We start from the raw sequence: 24,965 nt of genomic DNA, 5'->3' as shown, positions 1-24,965 counted from the left end.
AGAGTCGCATAATATTCGCCGGTATACATCACAGACAGCCCGCATGCGCGCATCACCCTCCAAAGAAAACGAAGGTGCCTGCCGCCCAAGCCGCAAGCAGCGCCACCACCGGAACAGCGAAACACCCGAGAGCAAACATATGGTCTCGTCTATGCACCTGGCTGACCCGGGCATGGGTACGAATCGTTTCACCACCAAATCCACGAGCCTCCATAGCCACCGACAGCGTAGTGGAACGCCTGATGGAAAGCACGATGAGTGCAAATGCCTGAGGGAAAAACGCTTTGATTTTATTGTCGTCGCCCAATCCCCGCGAGCGCCGCGACGCGGTAAGCGCAGCCCAGTCGTCGCGCAGCACGGAGAACATGCGCATGCCTGCCAGCCCACCGTAGACGAATCGATCCGGCAGATGCAGCACTTGACTGAGCGAATCCGCCAAGTCGGTGGCGTCAATGCCGAGCATGGCGATAACCGCCGGTACACCAATCGCCAGCACTCGCAGACCGGTGGCCAGCGCCAGCGTGGCAGAGCGTTCGGTGATGTTGATCATGCCCCAGTGCCACCACAGTGCCCCTCCTTCTTTGCCGTATAGCAGCACTGCGAGTGCCGATCCAGGGGCTCCGATGAACACGGGCCATGTGTGGCGTACCACGGTCCAAGGTTTAAATCCCATGGCCAACAACGCCACGAACTCCAACCCGAGCGCCACCAGAGCCGATACCCAGTCGAGGCTGAGCAACATGGGCAGAGAGACCAGGAACCCGCCTATCATGCGCCAAGCCGGGTTGAGGGAGGCAAGAAACCGTGAACGACTGGACGGCTTTTCCTCCTCGCTCCGGTCGTTGACGGAGCTGACTGTCACCTGTTCATCGGAGGGAATCGCTGTCTCGTGTACTGCTTGTGCAGGTGCGTGCGATGCGGGCGCACTGGCCAGTTCTACGACGCGCGCCCCCAGCGCCGTGACCAAATCACGGTCATGCGTGATGACGATGATACTCACACCGTCGGCACGCAACGATTGGATGAGTTCGGCTATGCGCATCCAGGTAACCCGATCCTGCCCGAAGGTCGGTTCGTCCAAAATCACCACTTTCGGAGCTGCCGCCAAAGCGGAGGCTACCGTGAGACGGCGTTTTTCACCACCGGAAAGCGTGTAGGGGTTGGCATTGGCGTGTGCGGACAGACCGAAGCGTTCCAGCAGACCTTCTGCGAGCGCTGTTGCATGATCTGGCTCAACGCCGGTGCGAACAGGGCCAAGCTTGACTTCTTCGAGCACGCTGCCGGTGGCGAATTGGTGTTCGGGATTTTGGAATACGTAGGAGATGCGCGCCGCCAGCTGTGCCGATGACCATTGATACGGTTGTGCGCTTGCCGTTCCGGCTTGCAGGGAAGGTGAGGCTTCGACAGTGCCGTCCACTGGTTCAAGCAGCCCGGCCAGTGTGAGTGCAAGCGTTGATTTGCCGGCACCATTATGGCCCACGATGGCAGTGATCTGCCCAGTGGAGAACTCTAGGTTGATATGGCTGGCGATGGCGTTGCCGTTGCGTCCCACTGCCAAGTCGTGGGTACTCAGCACCACATCGCCGCTGCCTTGAGCCGGATCAGTGCCGGGTTCACCCTCCACATGTATGCGTTTCACCTCGTCTTCGGGTCTGCGCCAACGCTGCGGCACCCAGATGCCCAATGATGCAAAGTCCACGTCCTTGCGCGTGAACACCTCCTGGGGGGTGCCGTCCGCCAGCACCACTGCGCGGGAACCCTGTTCTTGGTCATGCTCCTTGCCCAGCACCACCACACGGTTCACTGTGTCTATCCACGGGTCGACGCGATGTTCCACCAGCACCATTGTGGCACCGGTGGTTTCCAACACTCGAGCGACTGATTGCACAGTCTGTTCCACGCCTGCGGGATCAAGGTTGGCGGTCGGTTCGTCCAACAGTAAGGCACGCGGGTGCATGGCCAGCACACCGGCCAGCGCCAGCCTCTGCATCTGACCGCCACTCAAATGTGCTGATGAGCGATGCAGTTGCAGGCCTTCGAGCCCGGTGTCCGCCATACTACGACGTACTCGTTCCCAAATCTCGTCGCGCGGCACACCCATGTTCTCCGGTCCGAAGGCCACGTTGTCACCGATGCGTTCGAAAACAGCCTGTGCCTCGGGGTCTTGCAACACCAGTCCTACCGCACCTCGTGCCTGCACTGCAGGTACTCCGTCCACCAGTACTGCGCCTTGCGAGATGCCCCCTTCGCTGTCTTCCTCACCGTTGACGGCCCCGGCTCCGAGCAGTCCTGCCACAGCTTCCAGCATCGTCGATTTTCCGATGCCGGAAGCTCCCAGCAGCAGCACCCGTTCACCGGCGGAGATGGTGAGGTTCAGACCTTGGAGCGAGAACCTGCTTCTCGAGGCATGCCGATACCCCCAGTTCTCGAAGCGTATGGACGCACCCGGCCGCGCCCCAGACCGCGCTGTGCCTGCACCGGCCGATTGTTCCGGTTCCACGCTCGTGTTCATGCGATTCTCCCCATATGCTCCGCTGCCTTCTTCACCTCACCGTTCTCCCGCGTTGCCGTATCTTATGCGTTCACGTTGTGCACTGCACGACCGGACGCGAACTTGTCGAGCGCCCCGGTGGCAGCGATGGCGCGATAGAGATACCACATGAGCGTGCCTGCGATCAATGCGCCGGCAATAAGCGTGGAAACCAAGTTCCAGATACCGTAGGAACCAGTGATGGAGAAGCCTTGCATGTGGGTAAAGAACACGTACAGCCAGCAAGCCAGTCCCGACACCGCCCCGGACAGGGTGGTGAGCGCCACATTCCAAACCCGGTAACGAGTCAGTGCAAACACGAGTTCCGCGCCTATTCCTTGCGCCAAGGCTATGGCCACGGTCCCCAGTCCTCCCCACACGTTGCCGAAGAACGCTTCGAGCACAGCCGCCACGATCTCAGCGTAGAGACCAGCACCTGGTTTGCGTACGATGACGAGCGCCAGAGGGCCGGCGAACAGCCAGAAACCGTTCATGAACCCGTCGAGCCCGGGCACCAAAGCGGTCAACGGTGCAGCAACCGGACTATATAGCAGAGCCGCAGCCCAGTAGATGAGCGAGCTGACCACTCCTACGACCGAAGCCACGGAGATATCGACTACGCGCCAGCGCAGACTCGCGGGAGCCGTAGCAGGAGAAACCATTGCAGTTGCTTCGGATGAATCCGACATAGATGATGACATGATGTGTGCCTTCCCGGGGTTGCTGTATTTCAGCGCACCCAAGGCACGGGAAAAGAGACGTCCGTGCGCCGGCATTATCCGGACTCACGTTCATTCGGTCGAGGTAACCCTCATCTCAGCCGCGCATCACAGCATCCATCCTACAGAAAGACTCAATGAGTAATCGTGCTGCGCAGCCCCCGTGTCACCGCCCACTGTACGGCAAGGGCCGGATTGACAGGGGCCGATGCCGTACAGCATTGCGGAAAGCCGATTTACGTTCAGCAGGAGAGCTTGTCCAGAATCAGCGCCTCGGTAACAATGTTGCGCTCCAACGCCGGCAGACTGATGGACTCATTGGGGCTGTGGGCATTGGCTTTCGGATCTTCCGGACCGGTGACGAGCACCTGCGCTGCGGGGAACAACCGCTGCAGCTCGGGAATGAAGGGAATCGACCCGCCTTCACCTTTGTTGACCGGCTCGGTACCGAACGCCTCACGCATTGCTTCGAGCGCGTCCTGAGTGGCTTGCGCCTGAGGATCCATGCTCCAGCCCATGCCGGCGTCCAACAGGGTGACTTCCACTTCGGCACCGAAGGGTGCATGCTCCTTCAGGAAGCGAGAGACGGCCTCTTGGGCTTCTTCGGGTCGCTGTGAGGGAGCCGTGCGCACGGAGAGACGGAAGCGGGTCTGATCGGCGATCACATTGAACGAACCATCCACCGGGTGGGCGTCGAACCCGATCACCGAAACGCTGGGCTTGGTCCACAGACGGGAAGCCAACGAACCTGTTCCGGCCAAACGGTAGGAGTCCACCACAGCGGCATCGGCACGCACGCTGGACTCCTCGAGGTCACGTTGCAGTCCGCCGACCGGGTCCCCGCCTTCCAGCCCGTCGATAACCAGAGATCCGTCCTGGTCGTACATGGAAGCTATCAGCATGGACGCCAAGGTGTTGGAGTCGAGGATCGGGCCGCCGAACTGGCCGGAATGCACCGGATGCCCCAGCACACGCACGCGCACATCCAAATCGGTGTTGCCACGCAGGCTGGTGGTGAGGCTGGGGATCTCAGTTGACCAGTTGCCCGAATCAGCGACGATGATGACGTCGGAATCAAACTCGTCACGATGGGCCTCAATGAAGGGAATGAAGCTCGGCGACCCCATCTCCTCCTCACCTTCGATGAACACTTTGATATTGACACCCAGGTCATCTCCCAACGCTTTGAGCGCGCCGGAGTGAATGGCAATGCCGCCACCGTCATCCGCCGAGCCGCGGCCATAGAGCCTGCCATCCACCTCAGTGGCGGTGAACGGATCGGTGTCCCACGCACTGGCATCGGGCACGGGCTGCACATCGTGGTGGGCATACAGCAGCACGGTGGGCGCTTGCGGGTCGACGAGCTTGGAACCGACCACCTCGAACGCGCCCGGCGTACCGTCGGGGTTCTGAGACTGAATCACCTTGGCATCCACACCCACCAGTTTCAGTTCATCAGCCACAAATTGCGCAGAACGACGCATATGCTCGGCGGTAATGCCGTTGGCGGACACGGATTGCATCGCCACTTTTCGGCTCAGCATGTCCACCACCCGTTCGAAATCAGAAGCTACCCTGGATTGCACCGTCTGTGTACTCAATGTGCTCATACTGTATTCCTCATTCCTCACTGTCGAAAGCGAATGCGAGCCGCGTGTACGGCATCTGCCGCAGGCACGCAAGCTGAGCAAGACATTTGCGTAGCGTCAAAACCCAGTCGTCAGGCGGTCAAACCACCTACTCGCGTCTAGGCGTCACCGTAACCTGCAAGCATGACATGGAACCCATTCGCCAAGAAGAACGAGGCCGCCGAGGAAGGCGTGCAAGCAAGCGAGAACACCACCACGCGCAGCACAAGCAAAGGTAAACCCACACCCAAGCGCCGCGACGCGCAGGCCAAGAACCTGCACCCTCTGGTTCCCAAGGATCGCAAAGCCGACTCCAAGGCCGAGAAGGCACGCGTCAGGGCTCGCGAGGACGCCGAATATGAGGCCATGCGCACCGGTGATGTCTCGAAGATGCCGCGCAGCGAACGCCTCCCGTGGCGTATCTATATTCGCGATTATGTTGACGCCCGGTTCAACATCGGCGAGTTCTTCATTCCGGTGATGTTTGTCGCCCTGATCCTCAGCTGGATCGCCATGGCCAAGTCCACGGCGCTTTCCTACGGCATTGTAATGGCACTCTACGTATACATCTTGGTCGGCATTGTCGATATTTTCATCATGTGGCACGGTTTGAAGAAGAAACTCATCGCCAAGTACGGCGAGCGTTCCGTGGCCAAAGGTATGCGTTCGTGCAGCTATGCGTGGAGTCGTGCCATTCAGCTGCGCCGCTGGCGCATTCCCAAGCCCACCTCGAAGAAGCGCGGCAACTGGCCCAAGTAACCCGCCGCGCCAACTTGTGGAGGCACTATGACAGCACCGGATCACACCAGTGATCGTACGTTCGACATTGTGGTAATCGGCGGCGGCCCGGGAGGCTACGCCACCGCCCTGCGCGCCAGCGAGTTGGGGCTCTCCGTCGCCTTGGTCGAGCGTGATCGCGCGTTGGGAGGAGTATGTCTGAACCGCGGTTGCATTCCCTCCAAGGCACTCATCACCGCCACTCATGCTATGACAGCGATACGCGACAGCGAACGCATGGGCATCCACGCCACATTGGAGAAAGTCGACGCAGACCGACTTCGTGCCTACCAACAAGAGATGGTCTCTTTGATGACGCAAGGCGTGCAATCCTTACTGTCTGCACGCAACGTAACCGTCGTACACGGCGTAGCAAGCATTGCCGAGACGGGTGTGGTGCTGGTACAGCAAGGCGAGGAGACGGCCGACAAGCAGGGGCAGGTTGGCGTCAGTAGCGTAAACGACACGACAATCAATGCAAACAGTGCAGACAGCACAAGCGGCAATATCTCCGACGGAAAATATGCGACATCTGGAGCGCGGCACACGCTGGAGTTGCATGCTTCCGATATCGTGCTTGCCACCGGTTCGCGCCCCCAACCGTTTCCAGCGGCTCCCTTCGGCGGCGCCGTCATCGACTCGACGCAGGCACTCAACGCGATTCCCTTCCCCAGCAGCGCCATCGTCATCGGCTCGGGTGCGGTAGCGGTCGAGTTCGCTTCGATGTGGAACCAGGCCGGTGTGGACGTCACCATGCTCATTCGCGGCGAGCGTGTGCTGTCAGGTTGGCACCGACGTACCTCGCTTACGCTGACCCGTGCTTTGAGCAAGTCAGGAATAACCGTCCTCCCCCACACTGCCGTAACATCCGCCTCTACGGACGATTCCAGCGGTGAGGCCGTCATACACTACCGCAGCAGCCGCGAAACCGACGAGTCTTCCGAGCTTGAGCTGCGTGCGCAGACCGCGCTTGTGGCCATCGGCCGCACCCCCGTAACCGGTATGGAGTGGCTTAACCAAGCCGGTGTTACCCGTAACGAGGACGGCACCGTGATTACCGACGAACTCGGGCGCACCAACGCACCGCACGTTTGGGCGGTGGGAGATATTACCAGTGGCCCTTCACTCGCCTACCGTGCCTATGAGCAAGGCATCATCGTCGCCGAAACCATCGCAGGTCTCTGCCCCAAACCCCTCGACGACCGCACCGTGCCGCAAGTGGTGTTCAGTGCTCCGGAAGCGGCAAGTGTGGGACTGACACTGGACGATGCCGAAAGAAACGGTTTCGTTGATGCCAGAGAGACGGTATACCCGGTGATGGGCAACGCTCGCATGCGCATGAGCGACGCTGCTGGATCCATGGCGCTGATTTCCGGCGCGCTCCCCGAAATGCCAGATGTCCCAGTGGTGTTGGGAGTGCACATGGTAGCGCCCGGAGCTTCGGATCTGATAGCCGAAGCCGAGCAGCTGGTGGGCAACCGCATACCGGTGAGCCAAGCTGCAAGACTGATCCACCCGCATCCCACGTTCAGTGAAATGCTTGGGGAAACGCTGCTGAGAGCCGATGGCAGACCGCTACACACCCGTTAGCAGTTCAAACCCCTACAGTCTGCGCTGCTGGTAGGATGAGGGCATCGCACGTACGAGTAACACCCACGAAGTGAGGAAGTTGATGGCTAAAGAGAAGAAGCCAACCGAGAAGAAGGACAAAGGCCCCAAGATCATCAGGCAGATCACGCAAATCTACCAATATACGCATGCCGATGACAAGGCTCTGCCATGGCTGCTGGCAGCGGTATTCGTCGCGCCGCTGATTGTGATTGTCGTTGCGGGACTGCTTCTGCACTGGGGCTGGCTCACTTGGGTTCTTATGATTATCATGGCAGTGATGCTGGGCATGCTCTTTGCCACCATGACGCTCACACGCCGTGCCGACAAGGTCGGATATGTAAGGCTTGAGGGACAGCCCGGTGCAGCTGTCGCCGTGCTTGGCAACATCAACAAGGCCGGGTACAGCTTCCCCGAGCAGCCGGTGTGGATTGACCGCAAAACCAAAGATTCAATCTGGCGCGGCACTGGGTACAACGGTATCTATCTGCTGGCCGAAGGTGAATCCGGCAGCGTCCGGCGGGAACTCGATCGTCAGGAGCACGCCATCAAAGGCGTGACCGCCGGCTCTTCAATTCCTGTCTACCGCATCATTGTCGGTACCGGTGAAGGCCAGGTACGACTCAAGAACCTACGGCGAGTGGTGCTCAAATCCAAGACGCGCGTGCCCAGCGGCCACAAGAGCGCCATCATGCGTAAACTGCATCCCACCAGCCGTTTCCTGCTCACACGTGAGGAACTCAACGTGCTCAACGAGCGCCTGCGCACTCTGCAGCGCAAGCAGGGCCTGGGCATTCCCAAGGGCATCGACCCCACCCATCCGCAGCATATGAGCCGGCGGGCCATGCGTGGCAAGTAAATCGGCGCACACTTACGAAACACGTTCGTAACATGAGGAACAAAGCGCCGAAACGCCACGCTTTACACTGGTAGGTAATTGGTTCACTCACCCAAGGAAAGGAGCGGTCCATTGACTGCACTTGAAACCAAGGAAGATCTCGAGGCCCTCGTCAATGCCGAAGGGGCAGAATACATTTCGGTACGGTTTACCGATCTGGTCGGCAGCCAGCAGCACTTCACCGTTCCCGCAAGCGAGTTCCTGGAGAACGCATTCACCGACGGCGAGCCCTTCGACGGATCCTCCATCCGCGGGTTCCAGTCCATCGACGACTCCGACATGAAGCTCGTGCCGGACGTCTCCACCGCTTATGTCGATCCGTTCCGCAAGCACAAGACCATCGTCGTCACCCATTCCGTGGTGACCCCCGTAACCATGGAACCCTACTCGCGCGACCCGCGCCAGGTGGCAGCCAAGGCCGAAGCCTATCTCAAGGCCTCTGGTGTGGCAGACACCGCCTGCTTCGCTCCGGAACCCGAGTTTTTCATCTTCGACTCGGTGCGCTACGAGAACTCCATGGGCCGTTCCTTCTACCAGATTGAATCCAACGAAGCCCCGTGGAACACCGGCCGCGAAACCGAAACCGACGGTACGCCGAACATCGGGTTCAAGAACACGGTCAAGGGCGGATACTTCCCCCCTGCCCCGCAGGACCACAACCAGGATCTGCGCGACGACATGGTCGCCAACCTGCAGCAGGCAGGCATGACGCTGGAACGCTCTCACCACGAGGTGGGCGGCGCAGGCCAGCAGGAGATCAACTACCGTTTCAGCACGCTGCTGCACGCCGGCGACGACCTGATGAAGTACAAGTACATTGTGCATGAGACCGCCGCCGAGGCAGGCAAGGCCGTCACGTTCATGCCCAAGCCCATCGCGGGAGACAACGGCACCGGAATGCACTGCCACCAGTCCTTGTGGAAGGACGGCAAGCCGCTGTTCTACGACGAGAACGGCTACGGCGGACTGTCCGACATTGCCCGTTGGTACATTGGCGGCATCATCAAGCACGCCTCCTCGGTGCTTGCATTCACCAATCCGTCACTCAACTCCTACAAGCGCCTGGTGCCCGGATATGAAGCGCCCACCAACTTGGTGTACTCCGCTCGCAACCGTTCGGCTGCCATCCGTATCCCGTTCGCCGGTACCTCGCCTTCGGCAAAGCGCATCGAGTTCCGCGTGCCCGATCCTTCGGCGAACCCGTACCTGGCCTTCTCCGCTCAGCTCATGGCCGGCCTGGACGGTGTGATCAACCACATCGAGCCGCCGGCTCCGGTTGACAAGGACATCTACGAGCTGCCGCCCGAAGAACTGCAGGGTATGAAGCACGTGCCGGCATCCCTCGGCGAGGCGTTGGATGCGTTGGAAGAAGACAACGACTTCCTCACCGCCGGCGATGTGTTCACTCCCGACCTGCTGCAGGCGTGGATTGACCTGAAGCGCGGAGAGATCGATCAGCAGCGTCTGGCCCCCACCCCGCTGGAGTATCAGCTCTACTTCAACTGCTGAGGCTTAAGCTTCACATTTCGGCATATTGGCTGGTGCCTGCTGCTCTGCAGCAGGCACCAGCCTTTTCATTTTTGCAGCATTAAAAATTGCTAGTTGCAGTAAGCACGGCGTGAGTGACAGGCTTGCCGTTGTTTAAAGGTCTTACGAGTCTTCACACAACCGGCAAGACGGCATCTATATCAGAAAACGGAGTCCCCAGCGAGAACTGAACTTTCCGATGTACCAAAACCAGACAACATATAACGCACACCATATATTTGAATAATTCCAGCATTATATGCTTTGCAAATAAATAATTTCTGGTATGCTTAATAGCAGCCTTCATGATAACGGTTTTACCTTTACTCTTGCTAGGCTATCTAACTCACAACCAATTAAGGATAATGAAGTGAAAAAAACAGGATTCATCGTAGCTATAGCTACTGTACTATGTCTTTCTACTCCATCTTCAGCAATGGCTGGCACCATAACACCATCACACAACGAAGTTGCTGAGACTTCCTCATATTCTCTGTCAATAAGCACCATGCAAGGCAATGACGCTCAAATCGGGCCTCGCTACATAAGACCAATCCTCGATTACAGTAAAGTGAGAAGAGTCCTCAATTCATACAATGAATGCGAACGAATAAGAAAACAGCAATACAGGTATGCCAAAGCGGCTTACTGCGTCCCTAATGCAATTACAGGGGTAGCTTATCTGGTAGTTTGGAACTGATTGAGATAGAACACTCTCCCGTTGTAGGTGGCGAAGATTCGTATTCTTCGCCACCTACACGGTTTAGCAAGAAAGCAGCACTCGGCCATGTCACAGGAAGAAGTATTCATAGAGGCCTTGCAGTTTCTTCAAGCAGCCTATACCCAAACACCATATACACAGAATTATGTCTCCTCAATACTGGACTTTGTGGAACAATCCCATACTCAGGATGCTGAAGAGTTAAAAAGACTTCAAACGCAGTATATCCTAGACACGATTTCTCTCCTCAACTTTTTTGAGCTACGGCTTAATGCACTAGAGAACGGCGATCCCGCCCCCAGATAGCTGGAGCACTCGAAGCCGCGGCTGCAATAATGCTCGCATTCTCAGCAGAACAGGAAGAAACTAACAATTTTGTGGCCCAGGTTCGCAGACTCTGCGTTAGACTGAGGCTGTCCGGTCTGACATCAAGAGGAGCGATCTTATAGCATGCTGAATTTCGTCAACGACTACTGCGAGGCCGCGCATCCGGCAATTTTACAGCGCATCGAAGAGACCAATTTCGAGCAGCTGCCCGGCTACGGCTCCGACCATTACTGTGACGAAGCCAAAGCGAAGATTCGCAAAACATGCAATGCCCCGGACGCTGACATATGGTTCATGGTGGGCGGCACGCAGACCAACCAGACCGTCATCGACTGCATCACTCCCGCATGGGCCGGCGTGGTGGCGGCCGACAGCGGACATGTCAACGTGCACGAGGCCGGAGCCATCGAATTCTCTGGTCACAAGGTGCTCACAGTGCCGAGCCACGAAGGCAAGATGGATGCGCGCGAGCTCGACCGGTTCTGCGCCGATTTCTACGCCGACGGCAACCACACCCATATGGTCTTCCCCGGCTGCGTCTACGTTTCTCAGTCCACCGAATACGGCACGCTCTACACCAAAGCCGAACTTGAATCCATTGCGGAGGTCGCCCACAAATACGACATGCCGCTCTTTCTTGACGGAGCGCGCTTGGGGTACGCATTAGCGGCAGAAGGCAACAATCTCAGTCTTGAAGATATCGCCAGCATCGTGGACGTATTTTACATCGGCGGCACCAAAGTAGGAGCATTGTTCGGCGAGGCGGTCGTATTCACCAAAGGCAACACCCCGAACCATTTCCTCACCCAAATCAAGCAGCATGGCGCGCTGCTTGCCAAGGGTTGGCTGCTCGGACTGCAGTTTGACACACTGTTCACCAACGATCTGTACACCCGCATCGCCGCGAACGCTGACGAACAGGCCGACCGTATCCGCAAAGCATTGCGAAACAAAGGCTATCAGATTGTTTTCGAGAACCACACGAACCAGACTTTCATAGTTATGGATCAGCCAACCATAGAACGTCTATCGCGCAACGTGAACTTCGATTTTGTCACCAAATACAGCGATACGCACACCATTATGCGCATCTGCACTAGTTGGGCAACCACAGCCGAACACGTGGATCAGCTTATCGACCTGCTGTAGCCAGGCATGACTGACTGCGCCACAAAGACGCATACGCATGCTTCGGCTCGAGACCATGCTCCCATCCATGCCACACTTTATGATTGAGCATTACCAGCCGGCACCGCCGGCACCATAACCGCGCAGTTCGAGCGGTTCGGGCGCTTGTGTTTCAGCCTGACGCAAGAACTGACTACTCCGCGGCGCATCGATGGGAACATCATGAGTGATTCAACGAATCATCAACTGCCAATCTCCTCCGAACGCTTAGAAACAGACTGGAAAACAGATCCGTCCCTCGCTGACGCAACACGCATCACGCAGGAACTCGGAGTCGATGCCAAGACCGGTCTGAGCTCTGACGAAGCCGAGCGCCGACTGCAACGATTCGGCCCCAACACGTTGCAATCCGCTCCCCCGGTGCCTCAGTGGAAAAAATTCCTTCAACAGTTCCGAGACCCTCTGGTCTACCTGCTGCTGGCTGCAACAGCCATCTCCGTGGTGGCATGGTTCATCGAACGCGCAAATGCACAGCCAGGCGCACAAGGCGGCGAAAAGCTGCCGTTCGACGCTATCGTCATCGTGCTGATTCTCATCGTCAATGCCGTGCTCGGCTACTTGCAGGAGGCCAAAGCCGAGCGTGAAGTGGCGGCGCTGTCCAGCATGACCGCACCACAGGCCCAAGTGCTTCGAGACGGCGCACTCACCACCGTTGACACTGCGCAACTGGTACCGGGAGATATTCTTGCACTTGCCGAAGGCGATGCCGTAAGCGCCGACGCCAGACTGCTCTCCTGCGCGTCGCTGCGTGTGGCCGAGGCGAGCCTGACCGGCGAGTCGGTACCGGTGAGCAAAAATGCGGCAACGCTCAACAGTGCCGCAGCTCTCGGCGACCGTACCAATATGGTATTCAACGGCACAGCAGTGACCCAAGGCACAGGCCGGGCCGTGGTAACCCGCACAGGCATGGATACGCAGGTAGGCAACATCGCGAGCCTGTTGGCGAACGCGGACGAAGAATCCACTCCTCTGCAGAAGGAGATGGCGAAAGTCTCGAAGATTTTGGGAGTGGCGGTGTGCATTATCGCCGTGCTGGTCATTGCGGCACTGGCGTTTATGGAAGGATTCCATAACGTGCACGATGTCATCGATTCACTACTGCTTGCGGTCTCGCTTGCCGTTGCGGCTGTGCCCGAGGGACTGACTGCCATCCTTACCGTGGTATTGGCGCTCGGCGTGCAGCGCATGGCTCAGCACAAAGCCATCGTCAAGAAACTATCCAGCGTCGAGACGCTCGGTTCGGCATCGGTGATCTGCTCGGATAAAACCGGCACGTTAACGCGTAACGAGATGACTGTGGAACGAGTGGTCACCACCAGCGGTGAGGTGCAGCTGAGCGGCACCGGGTATACCGCAGTCGGCGAAATGAGTCTAGTCGAAGCGCTGCCATTGCAATCTGACCAGGCGGAATCCGATGTTTCTGCCTCCTCCAGTCCGAAAACCATACCTGAACATGTGATGCATGAGGCAACGGCGACCTTGGGAGCCGGTCTCTTGGCCAATGACGGCGATCTGAGCGAAGGGCAGGCAGTGGGCGATCCCACCGAGGTGTCCGTCATTGTGGCAGCTCGCAAAACCGGCACAGACAAGCTGTATGGCGATTTTGAACGTGTGGCGGAGATACCGTTTACCTCCGAACGCAAACGCATGTCCGTCATCGCACGCAACATGGCCGATAACGGGCTCCTATCCGTCTTCGCCAAAGGTGCGCCCGATGTGCTTTTGGAGTATTGTGACCGCATCCTTGAAGGTACTACGGTAAGGCCCCTCACCAGCAAAGACCGCAGAACTGTGTTGAGTCAGGTAGAGCGTCTCTCCTCTCAGGCCTACCGCACACTCGGCCAGGCCTACCGTCCACTGGAAGTCGCCAACATCAGCGACGTTGATGGCATTGCCACGAACGAGCAGGGCGATGCATCTGATATCAGCGAGCAAGGTGAGGCGATCGAGAAGCATCTCATTTGGGCCGGTATGGTGGGCATCATCGACCCTCCGCGCACGCAGGTGGCTCCAAGCGTAGCCGAAGCGCATGCGGCAGGCATCCGCACGGTGATGATCACCGGCGACCATCCGCTCACCGCAGAGCGCATCGCCGCCGACCTCGGCATCATCGAAGCGGACGGCGAGCGCAAACCCACCGATAACGATGCAGCCGATAACGGTGAGGCTCACAGCAGCGAAGGCGAAAGCGTTACAGCTCAGTCTGCCGGCAAGGTGACCATGACCGGAGACGACCTCGAGCGTTTGGGCGATGACGAGGAGGCCATCGACGCGGCCACGGCTTCAGTAAGCGTTTACGCACGCGTTGCCCCCGAACACAAACTCACGATAGTGCGCTCTCTGCAACGCCAAGGCAACATCGTGGCCATGACCGGAGACGGCGTGAACGACGCCCCTGCGGTCAAAGCGGCGGACATCGGCGTGGCAATGGGAGTTACCGGCACCGAAGTGACGAAGGAAGCCGCCAAGATGATTCTGGCGGACGACAACTTCTCCACTATCGTGGCCGCTGTGCGTGAGGGACGCGGTATTTTCGAGAACATCAAGAAGTTCCTGCGCTACCTGCTCAGTTCCAATATGGGCGAGGTGTTCACCGTATTCGGCGGCGTGGTGCTCTCCGGGTTCCTCGGTATCACCCAACCCGGTTCCACAGGTGTGACGGTGCCCTTGCTGGCCACACAACTACTCTGGATCAACCTGCTCACCGACGCAGCTCCGGCGCTGGCGATGGGTGTGGATCCGTCGAGCGAGAATCTTATGGATCAGCCTCCTCGCAAGAACGGCAGCAGCGTCATCGACAAGACGATGTGGGGGGACATCATCTTCACTGGCATTGTCATGGCAGCCGTCACCCTTATCGGTATGGATCTGCACCTGCCCGGCGGCCTGTTCACCGATCGTTCTCTTGGCGGCAGTCATGAATTCCAGATGACCGAAGCACGTACCATGGGCTTCACCATCCTCGTCTTTGCACAGATGGTCAATGCGCTTGCCTCGCGCTCTCACAAACAAAGCATGTTCACAGGCCTGTTCTCGAATCACTGGCTGTGGGCCGCCATCGGCATCTCCACCCTGCTGCAGGTGGCGGTGATCTACACGCCTGCGCTCAACACAGCGTTCGGCACCACACCGCTGAGCGCACTCGACTGGCTGGAGTGCCTGGGACTTTCACTGTTCGTCGCTGTGGCTTCGGAAGCACGCAAATTGGTGCTGCGCATCAAGGAACCGCGACTGACGGCTTAGAAACAGTACGCGTTGTCGGCTAGACAGCGGCAGATACTGATATATACGAATATAAGTCCCGCGAATCGGTGCCGCGCCTTACGTATCCACAGTACGTGCATAAAATCCACACATAATTGTAGTCTATTATACAGTATGCTTTGCTGTTCACGGAAGCTACGCCTACAACCAGAACATGCTGCGGGGCTGCGACGGCGCCCCGCGGTGCCGTATCGAGAAACACAGGTGCATCATATGTCCCTCTTCACGCAGTCGCGACACAAGCTACAGAGCAACGGCACAGCCAAGCAGTATCACCGCACTCGTCCCATAGCCGTGCTCGTGGCGGCCGTGGCTGTGTTCACTGGCACTGCGGCCACTGCGTTTGCCGCAGGAAACGACACCGGCGTTGGCTCAGATTCCAGCACGGAGACTCAGCAAACATCGAATATTGCTCCCCCCCCCCGCAACAGCGGGCACACTAGGCGCTGATTCGGCAGGTACCATAGCTCCGCAAGGAATCAGCTCCTCGATCGGCATTCTGAACAGCATCGACTATGATAACTTCGTGCTCAACAGCCGCAGTAATCCAGCATTCTCCGTAAGCGACATCCTGCAACATGAGCTATTCGGCGATAAAGGCGGCACCGGCTACGGCACTGCTACGCAGACTCTCACCACTTTGCAACAATCCAGCGGTCGCACACAGACCGTAGGCGAACCGGCTCCGCACAACGTGATTCGCCTGTACCATATCGGCAGCAAACAGGGCATCAGCAATCCATCCATCACTGTGGACATGGGCGTCTACCCGGTTGCATACACAGGCACAGGCAACTCGGCGCCCAAAATGGTATATTCCGGTAATTCCAGCCTCTCTGGAAGTTTGAAATACGGTAAAACAATCGCACTGCCGGTAGCGAACTCGGGCGCTACCACTGCACAACAAACAATACAGTGTGCAAACAACCTGTCCTACAGTGCCGCCTGCATCAGCACCTCTTACGTCGGCTCACAATACGTCGCGGTGAGCATCAAACCGTCGGATTTATCGCTCACCGACGCGCAGATTCTCGCCAGTACCCGTGCCAGCGGTATCGTTTCCGGTAACGGTCAGGCCTCGGATGACCAAGCAGCTCTGGAGTTCTACCATGGAGCAGCCATCAGCAACCGGTCACTTACCCAGCGCGTTACGTTCAACGGCAACAACAGTGCCAAGCTCACCATCGCTCCGGACAGGAACGTCGACATGAATAGCCCAACCGCACCATGCCACGGTTACTACCCGTTCGGCGTGGGTGCCGGTGGCACCTTGACGCTACCCGATGTGACGCCGGCACCGGCACCGACCCCGCCGCCAGCACCAAAGATATCCACCGTCTACGTGCATTGGATGAACTACAACAACCGCGACACCAGCAACGCCGCCAATGCCATCGAAAATACCGCCATGTTGGAAGCATACCAAGGCAATGCAGGAACCCAACTCGCAGGACAATTGCGATGGACCCTGCCAGCCGGCGGATACGTGACCAACACGTCACCGGGCATCACCTCCAACGCGAATGGCACGTTCAGCATCAACGTCACCTATGATGCCAACGGAGGCGCTACCAACTACTACGTCTGGTATGCGGACATCCCCACGCGCATCGTCACCCACATCCATAACCGCATCGTCAAATTCCAGTATGCTAACGGCACCACAGCCAAACCCGACCAGACCCTGACCGACAAGCAGACTAGGACGTTCAAGCAGACCCCGACCACCGGCGCGATCAGCGACGACGCCGGATGGGCCGTCGACCCTACCAGCACCGGCATGCAGATAACAGCCCCCGCCATTCCCGGCTATACCGCCAGCCAAAGTGCAGCACCCGGCGCACCGGACCTGAGCGCCTACGAACACGCCGACCATACCTACACCGACACCGTCACGGTCACCTACACTCCCGATCCACAAACCATCACCGTGCATACCGTGCGTGTGCCCTGCTACACCAACCCCGGAGACGAGCAGTCAGGCAAGCCATGCGATGCGAAGCCTGCCAGCGGCACCACATGGCAGCCCAATGACGGCACTGAAACCGGCAGCCAATCATTCACCCATCTCACCGACGAAGCCGCCGGCGATACCATCAGCCAGACCGTAAAATACAACGGCGACGACCACGCTGCAGGCTGGAGCGACCAGCTCGACGGGGTGCAGGACATCAAAGATAGCAACAACAAACCCATCAGCGACGGCACCGGCGCCTGGCATTACCACCTCAATCTGGTTCACACCCCCGCCGGCGGAGTAGAAGCCTACCTGTACCTGCAGGCCAACCCCTACACCATCGACACCAAAACCACCAGCCGCACCGTCAAATACCGGTACAGCGACGGGCGCGAAGCCAGTACCGACCAAACACAATCCACCACATGGCAGCGCAAAGTCATCGTAAACGTTGATCACGGCAACAAGAAATCATACCGCAACTGGTCCAAAAACGGCGACACCACCACACTGAAGGACGATTTTCCCGCGATTGCCACGCCCGCAATCGCCGGCTACACTCCTGACACCAAGAACGTGCCGGCCATTGCCGGGTTCGACCATGACGGCAACAACGCCGCCACCGGAAGCCCCTCCAACGCAGCGACCAACTTCCCCACCGCCAATCCGGACGGCAGCGGCAGCCGCAGCACCATTGTCACCGTCACCTACACCGGCAACCCGCAGAAGTTGAAGGTTGTCTTCCTCAAATTCGATAACGACCACACGCCCACCGTACTGGACGGCGCCTGCATCAAAGACAAAACCGACCCCAACTTCAACGGATGCATGGGAGAAGTAGCCGCCTACAGCCAGACCTTCACCGGCCCGTCCAACAGCCCTGCCACCGGAACCCTAGACCGCACCATGAGCGTCGGCAGCTCCGACTGGGTGTTTGCCACCACCGACGGCATCAAGCAAGGCCAACCGGTCGGACCGAAACTGACCATCAGCTTCACATTGGACACCACCTACGACACTGACGACAACACGGACCAGGTCGAATATGTGTACATGAAAAACAACCGGCAAATCCACTACGCCGACAAAACCACCACACGCACCGTCCACCACCAGTACGCAGACGGCAGCCAAGCCAAACCCGATACCATCCAGACCGTGTACTGGAGCCAGGATCAGTTCACCAACGACTACCCCGGCTATGCCGGACAACCCACGTTGAAATACAACTGGGTTCTCGACAAGACCAAAACCGACCCCGCTCTAGTCACTACAGCGGGCCAGGTGTCCATGCCTGCCGTGGATACCACAATGACCGACTACACCACCAGCCCACGCACCGTGGATTCCATCGACATCATCACCCATGACGATCCCAGATTCACTCCGGGAACCCCCACCGTGCCTGGCGACCCGACCACAGCGTCACGCACCCAGGAGGTAACCGTCATCTACCACCGGGCAGTCAAGGCCCTACCGTTCACCGGTACCACGCTCACCGCGTTGGGACTGATCGCAGGCGGGATACTCCTGGCTGGAGTACTCATCACCATCAGCCACCTGCTCAAAAAGAGGCAGAATCGCATCAAATAAGCACCTACCAAGCACCACGCTAAAAACACAACGGTAAATGCCTGCTTTCCCAGCTGAAAGCAGGCATTTCTCGCGTTTACGCAATCTATCCGTTTCTTCTTGCGCATAACACTCATTTATGAGCGAACTGTACCCATCTCGGCCACTACTCACATAAAATGCGTACGATACGGTCAATACGACACCATTTCATGACCGAAACGTGCCCACAATCGCCATCGCACGCCGCGGGTGCGTACATTTCGGCCAACAATAAGTCACAACACGACCGAATTGTACCCACGTTCCCACCAGCTCCAAGAAAATGGGTACACTTCGGTCAAAAACACACTGTTCAGTGTCCGAAATGTACCCGCTCACAGTGCGGCTGACGGAAAGTGGGTACATTTCAGATGCTGCGGATCAATGAGCCATTGATATACATGGATATATCGTCAGATGGAACCTACATCTTGAAAGCTATAGCGCAACGAAGTGGGGCGGGTCGCCGACACCGTGACCTGAGTCCTGGTATCCGTCGAGAACTTGGCAAGCGTGTAGGTACGGCCGCCGCCCTCGAACCACAGTTCCACACTGCTCTGATCCTCCAATATGTTCAACACCGCCTTGCCGCCGGCGGGCACACCACTGGGCACCGATGCATACTTCTTACTGTAGTGGTTGGCACCTTGGGCATCGGTGAACCGTGTCGTGGTACGGGCCACCGTATATTGCCCAGTATCGGCGTCATAATCAATGGTGACACTCGAATCCTGCTGTTTGAGCGTCACACTCGTATGCCCGTTCACCCCCGTTCCACCGGATTCAGGAGTCAGTTCAAAGCGCATGCGTTGGTAAGAGGAACATTCCTTGGTAAACGATTTGCCATCTTTGCCCTGCCCGTTGCCCTGACTGTCTCCTTGCCCCTGCGCTTGGCCGAGCCGCGCCTTGCCTGTCTCGGCTTTCCCATAGAGCGCTTTGGGCTCGATGAAACTGCCGGAAAGCGAGTAGTCCCCGGCATGCCCTGCCAATCGCAGCTGATGAGCCAGGCTCAGCGAACCGAGATTGTAGGCGGTGCCGTGATCGTCTTCCAGACTCTTGTTGGTGTAATCCCAGTTGCCCATCCACGCCAGCGATGTCACCGTCCGGTCGTCCTGCTGCATGAAGTTGGCGCCATAGTAGTCCGAACCGTCGTCCATGCGTTTGGGCTGCTGCTCGGGGACGAACACCGCATCTTGGTCAAGATGTCCGACCATATAATACGTGCCGGTCGGTTGAGAATGGTTGTAACCGTTGGCTCCAAAGAACAGCACCGTTTTGCGCTCCCCCGTGTCCGGGTCCGTCAGTGTTTTCACGTTCGGGCATTCGATCAGCCCCAAATCCGTGCCGTCTTCCAGCGTATCGGCGTCGATCATGGTGTCTCCGGCATGGTCGAAGCTCAGGCCGTCATCACTGGTATAGGTGCTCACCCGGTCACCGGCCGCCAAGTACATCGTCAGCCTGTGCGCTTCCGGATCGATGGTGACATATGGGTCTCGGAAGTTGGCGCTGGCATCGGGGGCCTTGAGCACCGGCTCCTTGGCGTACGGCTTAAACGTCTTGCCCTCATCGGTGGAATAGGCGACGAACTGCTGCTGGCCGGCAGGCATGTAACTCGTGAAGTACGCCACCAGAGCATGTTCGTCAAGATCGGCAAAGAACTTGCCCTCATTGCGCACAATCGAACCGGTGGCCATATCATCCCACCCCCCGACGTGTTTGGCGATGGCGATGCCCTCGTGGCGGTAGTGCACGAAATCATCGGTGGTGACGTGCGCCCATTCCGTGCCGTCACCATCATGCTTGAACTGGGAATTCTGCAGGTACATGAAATGGTAGCGGCCGTCGCGCCCCTTCCATATGGTCTGCACATCGTTCATGAAACCGGCCGGGTTATAGAAGTGATACTTCTGCCTGAACTGGCTGCTGGCCAAACTGTTCTCCACTGCATCCCCATCTTGTCCCGCACCGGTCTTGCCTCGAGCAAAGCCGGGCACCAGCCCGGACACCCACACCAGCGCCACGGCGACAGCCAAGGCAATCACCGTCGATAGCGCCACCACGGCTTTGTGGACTCTCGGTTTTCCGGCCATACCTGCATCGCTCCTTAGCTCGCCCACGCGTCATCTTCCGGCGAACGGGTGCACACGCACGGTGCCCGCCCCCATCGAAGCCTGGATTCCCGAGGACGTGCACACCGCGTGAGCGTCCATGATCAGGGTTCCCGCGCTGCGACCACCGTCAAGGAACACCTCCACGATGTCGCCGTCGCGGAACACCTCCACACGGCGCACACCACGTTCGCTCGAGGCCAGATCGGCTTTGTCCGCGGACATTCCCTCAGTGGCCAGACGCACCACGCCGCCGACGCGTTCCACTCGAGCCGAGGAGCCGTTGCCGCTTTGTGCCAGCACGATGCTGAAGTCGCTGTCATCCTCGAGCGTGACATCGATGTAGCACGGAGCGTTTCCGATGCCGTCCTCCCACTGCCCAGGTTCGCTCAGACGACGTTCGAATTCGGCGGAACCGACCAGATGATCGAACACTTCTCGCACCGGATAGCCGGTGAGCACACCGTCTCGGATATGCAGTTCGCGGGGCAGCGACATGGCACCGTTGACGCCCATGGCACTGGCCTTGCGCGCGCCGAACCAGTCGGCTAGCCAGCCCATGGCGATGCGGCGGCCGCCGCGGTCGCGGAAGGACTGGACGGCATAGTAGCCGGAGCCGAAATCACACCAACCGCTGGAGCGAACGTCGAGCCGTGGCTTGCTCGCATCGGCGATATCGCCGACATACCAGCGTACCGGCTGGAAGCGGCCATGATCGTCACGGTATTGCATCAGGGCACCGGCCACACATATCGAGCCGTCCAACGCAAAGATGTCGGGGCACTCGTACGTGTTGGCGACGGCATGCCGGAAGTCTTTGACAACCGGCCCTAGGCACCGCCAATGCGCCTGACCCAAGTCAGTGCCGTCGGCCTGAAACGCGACGATGGAGGGCACGCGCCTGGCGTCGGGGATCTGCGTGAGCACGGCACGTTCCCGTCCCAGCGACGAATCGCGTGTATACCAGCCCAGCTTCTCCCCGTCCTGCGGCGCATCGTCCGGGTTGACGGCACCCGGATTCCCGGGCCGCGCTCCGTCGCCGTCGTCCGGAAGATTCGTGGCCAGCACGATCAACGGCAGTGCGTCGCCATCGGCACCGTTGTAGGTCGGGTCAGCTACCCCCATGTCGATCTTCGGGTCTCGGAAATCAAGGCCGAAGGACTCGTTAGGACGGGTGATGACCGTGTGCTCGCTTTCGATGGTGATGCCGTCGTAGCTGATGGCGGTGGTCTGCACCTGCTCGACCGAGCTGTCATCTCCCTTACGCGCCATATGCCGAGTCAAGTAGAACCTGATGGCGGCTGCATTGTCGCCGTCTAAGCAGGGTTTGCCGCTCTCGTCCACTGTGATGGCCGATCCGGAGAACGCGCCACCGGTCAGCGTGATGTCTTCGTGAAGGCTGGGCTGCGGGAACAGCACAATCGGCAAGTCCACCCAATGCACGAGGTCACGGCTGACGGCATGCCCCCAATGCATGTTGTCCCAATCCCAACCGTAGGGGTTGTATTGATAGAACAGATGGTAACGGCCTTGGAAGCGACACAGTCCGTTCGGATCGTTCATCCAATGAGCGGCTGGCTTGAAATGCCCGGAGAACCGCGCTGTCTCATCTATGTCAGGCACAATGTAGCGAATACCCCGTTCCAGCAGGTCTTCTCCACCGGAGCAATATGCCAGACTCACCCGTCCCCCATGCACGGCAAGCCGGTACTGATGACCTTGCTCGAGGGGCAGCACCAGATGTTGGCGGTAGTTCTGTGGTTTCATTGCCTCTTTGCGCTCAATCGAGCCATCCTCGCAAAGAGTGACAGACGCTTCACCGTTCCCCTCGCGTTCGAGAAAAACCTCCACTTGGGTATGGAATCGGGCGTCGAATGCAATGTGTTCTGCCTGTGAGCTGAGTGACACTATGGAACTCCTTTGGTGATATGTGCCGTGTACGGCTACCTGCCACACGGTGACAGGACGAAAATGTTGAACATGGATATGCGTGCCTTCCGACGAACCGGTGGCGCGTACACTCATGAATGACCTACGACCGATTCCTTTTCTATCAGAGCGCATTCGACCTGCGCGTGAATCCTGTCGAACGATGGTATGGGGGCCGTGGTGGGGCGTAGCTTGACATCGTCCAGCCGCCGGCGCTCGAGCAGGGAGATGAGCTTGAGCGCGGCCCAATACCCCATCTCGTAATGCGGCAGCTCGATGGTGGTCAGGGATGGTGCCATCATTTCAGCAACCACTTGGTGGTTGTCGACGCCTACTACGGATATATCCTCGCCTACGGTAAGACCACGGCGCATCGCGGCACCGTACACGTACCATGCCCGAGCGTCGTTGAAGCAGAAAAACCCGTCAGGGTGACGATCTTCAAAGAGCTTGTCGACCTTCTCCATGCCGTCCTCACCCATCTCCACATTGACGATGAGCGCATCATCCACCGCTCGGCGGTGCCTGGTCAATTCACCGCAATACCCGGCGAGCCGGCCGCGCTGCGCCTGCATGGGCCCGAACGAGCCGATGAAGGCGATGCGCTTGCACCCTGCCTCGATGAGGCGACGGGTGGCGATGCGGCCGATGAAACGTTCGTCGGGAATGATGGAGGCTACCTGACCGCTGGCGTCCGTGGCATCGACCACCACCACACGCTCGTTGCGCAGGCTTTGCGGCAAGTGGATGACCTGGTTATACACGCTGGCGTACAGGAAGCCATCCACGCCGTATTCCTTGAGCGCCTGTATCTCCGAGGCGCGCAGCCGGTCGTCGCCGTCCGTGTTGACGGCGACGAGGATGTATCCCTGCTGCCGAGCCGCCTCCTGAGCTCCGAGGATAAGCCTGCCCGCGTACGGAGTGGTGGCGATGTGGTCGCTGATGAATCCGAGCACGCGGGTCTTCCTCCCTCGCACCCCGGCTCCGGCGCCACGCAGCTCATACCCCATGGAACGGGCTGCCTGGCGCACTTTGTCGGCGGTCTGGGCGTTGACACGACCCCGATCCTTGCCGCTCAAGACGAGCGACACGGTAGCTTTGGAAATACCAAGGCTGTCGCCGATTTCCTGCAACGTGACCACGATTACCCCCTTGTATTCGAAGACAGTATGATATCAGCCCTTGACGGCACCGATCATGACACCCTTGTTGAAGTACTTCTGCAGGAACGGGTAGACCACCAGCAGCGGCAGCGTCGAGACGATGATGATGCCGTACTTGATCTGTTCGGCGGCTTCCTGCGCCTGCTGCGCCCCAAGGGACGCCACGTTGGTCTGCGTCTGGTTGGCCAGCAGAATCTGCTGGAGCACATTCTGCAACGGCCACTTCTTCATGTCGGTGATATAGACCAGACCTGTGAAGTAGTCGTTCCAATGCCCCACAAAGTAGTACAGCGCAATGACGGCGATGATGGCCGAGCTGAGCGGGATGACGATGCGCAGGAAGTAGCCGATGTAGCTCATGCCGTCGAGTTGCGCCGCGTCGTAGAGCTCCTCCGGGATCGAGGAGTCGAAGAACGAGCGTGCGATGATGACGTTGTACACGCTCACCGCGCCGGGCAAGATGAACACCCATGCGCTGTTGAGGATGCCGAGCTGCTTGTAGAGCAGGTAGCTGGGAATGAGGCCTCCGCCGAAGAACATGGTGAAGGTGAACAGGAACATGAGCACGCGACGAGCCCTGAACTCCGGCCGGGAGAAAGCAAAGGCCACGGGAATGGTGACCACCATGTTCAGCAGTGTGCCCACCACCGAGTACAGGATGGTGTTCGCATACCCGTTCCAGATGCGCGAATCCTTGAAGATGGTCTCATACCCTTTGAACGTCAGCCCTTTGGGCAGGAGACTCAGTTGACCGCTGGCTACCATCTTGGGATCCGATACCGAAGCGATGACCACGAACCAGAGCGGGTAGAGCACAGCGATGACCACCAGTGCGATGATCACCCAGATGATGATGTCGATGATCCAGTCGGAGACGCTTTTGCGCTGCTTCATCTTTGTGTTGAACGGAACGTCTCCGCCGTTGACCTTGACAGCCAGAGCAGTGGCGTCGTGCGCTTGGGCCACGGCTTCGTGGCTGTCGGCTTGCATCTGTGTATCTGCCATGA

General features: G+C 58.6%; 17 protein-coding genes. 9 read left to right on the top strand and 8 right to left on the bottom strand.

Features of this window, described 5'->3' with window-relative positions:
- Positions 1 to 52: 52 nt before the first annotated feature.
- The 3 genes from AC3B5A_RS00800 to AC3B5A_RS00790 form a co-directional block, all read right to left on the bottom strand.
- Positions 53 to 2,512, bottom strand: coding sequence for an ATP-binding cassette domain-containing protein (locus AC3B5A_RS00800; RefSeq protein WP_489798068.1), 2,460 nt, complete (start codon positions 2,510 to 2,512; stop codon positions 53 to 55).
- A gap of 62 nt (positions 2,513 to 2,574) precedes the next feature.
- Positions 2,575 to 3,219, bottom strand: coding sequence for an ECF transporter S component (locus AC3B5A_RS00795; RefSeq protein ID WP_489798481.1), 645 nt, complete (start codon positions 3,217 to 3,219; stop codon positions 2,575 to 2,577).
- Positions 3,220 to 3,491: 272 nt separating this feature from the next.
- Complete coding sequence (locus AC3B5A_RS00790; RefSeq protein WP_489798066.1) at positions 3,492 to 4,859, bottom strand: dipeptidase; 1,368 nt, start codon at positions 4,857 to 4,859, stop codon at positions 3,492 to 3,494.
- A 162-nt stretch (positions 4,860 to 5,021) separates the two neighbouring features.
- Here AC3B5A_RS00790 and AC3B5A_RS00785 point away from each other — a divergent pair, with 162 nt between their 5' ends.
- The 4 genes from AC3B5A_RS00785 to glnA all read left to right on the top strand — a co-directional run bounded on the left by AC3B5A_RS00785 (position 5,022) and on the right by glnA (position 9,669).
- Positions 5,022 to 5,636, top strand: coding sequence for a DUF3043 domain-containing protein (locus AC3B5A_RS00785; RefSeq protein ID WP_489798065.1), 615 nt, complete (start codon positions 5,022 to 5,024; stop codon positions 5,634 to 5,636).
- A 27-nt stretch (positions 5,637 to 5,663) separates the two neighbouring features.
- Positions 5,664 to 7,244 (top strand): FAD-dependent oxidoreductase, encoded by a 1,581-nt coding sequence (locus tag AC3B5A_RS00780; RefSeq protein WP_489798063.1) that lies wholly within the window; start codon positions 5,664 to 5,666, stop codon positions 7,242 to 7,244.
- An 82-nt stretch (positions 7,245 to 7,326) separates the two neighbouring features.
- Positions 7,327 to 8,121, top strand: coding sequence for a DUF4191 domain-containing protein (locus AC3B5A_RS00775; RefSeq protein WP_489798061.1), 795 nt, complete (start codon positions 7,327 to 7,329; stop codon positions 8,119 to 8,121).
- A gap of 111 nt (positions 8,122 to 8,232) precedes the next feature.
- The gene (glnA, locus tag AC3B5A_RS00770) at positions 8,233 to 9,669 is read left to right on the top strand and encodes a type I glutamate--ammonia ligase (RefSeq protein WP_489798059.1); all 1,437 of its coding nucleotides are present in this window, start codon (positions 8,233 to 8,235) and stop codon (positions 9,667 to 9,669) included.
- A 321-nt stretch (positions 9,670 to 9,990) separates the two neighbouring features.
- On the opposite strand, the gene AC3B5A_RS00765 is transcribed toward glnA, so the two are convergent.
- On the bottom strand, positions 9,991 to 10,197 hold the full coding sequence (locus AC3B5A_RS00765) for a hypothetical protein (protein WP_489798058.1): 207 nt from the start codon (positions 10,195 to 10,197) through the stop codon (positions 9,991 to 9,993).
- Between the two features lie 217 nt (positions 10,198 to 10,414).
- Between AC3B5A_RS00765 and AC3B5A_RS00760 the strand changes: the two genes are divergently transcribed.
- The 5 genes from AC3B5A_RS00760 (at position 10,415) to AC3B5A_RS00740 (ending at position 18,737) form a co-directional block, all read left to right on the top strand.
- The gene (locus AC3B5A_RS00760; protein WP_489798056.1) at positions 10,415 to 10,714 is read left to right on the top strand and encodes a hypothetical protein; all 300 of its coding nucleotides are present in this window, start codon (positions 10,415 to 10,417) and stop codon (positions 10,712 to 10,714) included.
- Between the two features lie 144 nt (positions 10,715 to 10,858).
- Complete coding sequence (locus tag AC3B5A_RS00755; RefSeq protein WP_489798054.1) at positions 10,859 to 11,884, top strand: threonine aldolase family protein; 1,026 nt, start codon at positions 10,859 to 10,861, stop codon at positions 11,882 to 11,884.
- Positions 11,885 to 12,085: 201 nt separating this feature from the next.
- The gene (locus tag AC3B5A_RS00750; protein WP_489798052.1) at positions 12,086 to 15,166 is read left to right on the top strand and encodes a cation-translocating P-type ATPase; all 3,081 of its coding nucleotides are present in this window, start codon (positions 12,086 to 12,088) and stop codon (positions 15,164 to 15,166) included.
- 234 nt (positions 15,167 to 15,400) lie between these two features.
- On the top strand, positions 15,401 to 15,637 hold the full coding sequence (locus AC3B5A_RS00745; RefSeq protein WP_489798051.1) for a hypothetical protein: 237 nt from the start codon (positions 15,401 to 15,403) through the stop codon (positions 15,635 to 15,637).
- The gene (locus AC3B5A_RS00740; protein WP_489798049.1) at positions 15,597 to 18,737 is read left to right on the top strand and encodes a mucin-binding protein; all 3,141 of its coding nucleotides are present in this window, start codon (positions 15,597 to 15,599) and stop codon (positions 18,735 to 18,737) included. Before AC3B5A_RS00745 ends, AC3B5A_RS00740 begins: the two co-directional genes overlap by 41 nt.
- A 434-nt stretch (positions 18,738 to 19,171) precedes the next feature.
- On the opposite strand, the gene AC3B5A_RS00735 is transcribed toward AC3B5A_RS00740, so the two are convergent.
- The 4 genes from AC3B5A_RS00735 to AC3B5A_RS00720 form a co-directional block, all read right to left on the bottom strand.
- The gene (locus AC3B5A_RS00735; RefSeq protein ID WP_489798047.1) at positions 19,172 to 20,848 is read right to left on the bottom strand and encodes a glycoside hydrolase family 32 protein; all 1,677 of its coding nucleotides are present in this window, start codon (positions 20,846 to 20,848) and stop codon (positions 19,172 to 19,174) included.
- Positions 20,849 to 20,878: 30 nt separating this feature from the next.
- Complete coding sequence (locus AC3B5A_RS00730; protein WP_489798045.1) at positions 20,879 to 22,774, bottom strand: glycoside hydrolase family protein; 1,896 nt, start codon at positions 22,772 to 22,774, stop codon at positions 20,879 to 20,881.
- A gap of 113 nt (positions 22,775 to 22,887) precedes the next feature.
- Positions 22,888 to 23,937: a LacI family DNA-binding transcriptional regulator gene (locus AC3B5A_RS00725; protein WP_489798044.1), complete on the bottom strand. Its 1,050-nt coding sequence runs from the start codon at positions 23,935 to 23,937 to the stop codon at positions 22,888 to 22,890.
- A gap of 33 nt (positions 23,938 to 23,970) precedes the next feature.
- Positions 23,971 to 24,963, bottom strand: a complete 993-nt coding sequence (locus AC3B5A_RS00720) for a carbohydrate ABC transporter permease (protein WP_489798042.1) — start codon at positions 24,961 to 24,963, stop codon at positions 23,971 to 23,973.
- Between the last annotated feature and the right edge of the window lie 2 nt (positions 24,964 to 24,965).

Source organism: Bifidobacterium sp. ESL1133 (assembly GCF_058107325.1).
This window is presented reverse-complemented; position numbering and strand designations above follow the sequence as displayed.

What these genes read in the sequence shown, in the direction of transcription:
- AC3B5A_RS00745 (WP_489798051.1), top strand. Translation starts at nt 15,401, where the DNA reads ATGTCCCTCTTCACGCAGTCGCGACACAAGCTACAGAGCAACGGCACA.
- AC3B5A_RS00790 (WP_489798066.1), bottom strand. Translation starts at nt 4,859, where the DNA reads ATGAGCACATTGAGTACACAGACGGTGCAATCCAGGGTAGCTTCTGAT.
- AC3B5A_RS00765 (WP_489798058.1), bottom strand. Translation starts at nt 10,197, where the DNA reads ATGGTGCTTATTGACAGAGAATATGAGGAAGTCTCAGCAACTTCGTTG.
- AC3B5A_RS00755 (WP_489798054.1), top strand. Translation starts at nt 10,859, where the DNA reads ATGCTGAATTTCGTCAACGACTACTGCGAGGCCGCGCATCCGGCAATT.
- AC3B5A_RS00795 (WP_489798481.1), bottom strand. Translation starts at nt 3,219, where the DNA reads ATGTCGGATTCATCCGAAGCAACTGCAATGGTTTCTCCTGCTACGGCT.
- AC3B5A_RS00720 (WP_489798042.1), bottom strand. Translation starts at nt 24,963, where the DNA reads ATGGCAGATACACAGATGCAAGCCGACAGCCACGAAGCCGTGGCCCAA.
- AC3B5A_RS00785 (WP_489798065.1), top strand. Translation starts at nt 5,022, where the DNA reads ATGACATGGAACCCATTCGCCAAGAAGAACGAGGCCGCCGAGGAAGGC.
- AC3B5A_RS00780 (WP_489798063.1), top strand. Translation starts at nt 5,664, where the DNA reads ATGACAGCACCGGATCACACCAGTGATCGTACGTTCGACATTGTGGTA.
- AC3B5A_RS00800 (WP_489798068.1), bottom strand. Translation starts at nt 2,512, where the DNA reads ATGAACACGAGCGTGGAACCGGAACAATCGGCCGGTGCAGGCACAGCG.
- AC3B5A_RS00735 (WP_489798047.1), bottom strand. Translation starts at nt 20,848, where the DNA reads ATGGCCGGAAAACCGAGAGTCCACAAAGCCGTGGTGGCGCTATCGACG.
- AC3B5A_RS00775 (WP_489798061.1), top strand. Translation starts at nt 7,327, where the DNA reads ATGGCTAAAGAGAAGAAGCCAACCGAGAAGAAGGACAAAGGCCCCAAG.
- AC3B5A_RS00750 (WP_489798052.1), top strand. Translation starts at nt 12,086, where the DNA reads ATGAGTGATTCAACGAATCATCAACTGCCAATCTCCTCCGAACGCTTA.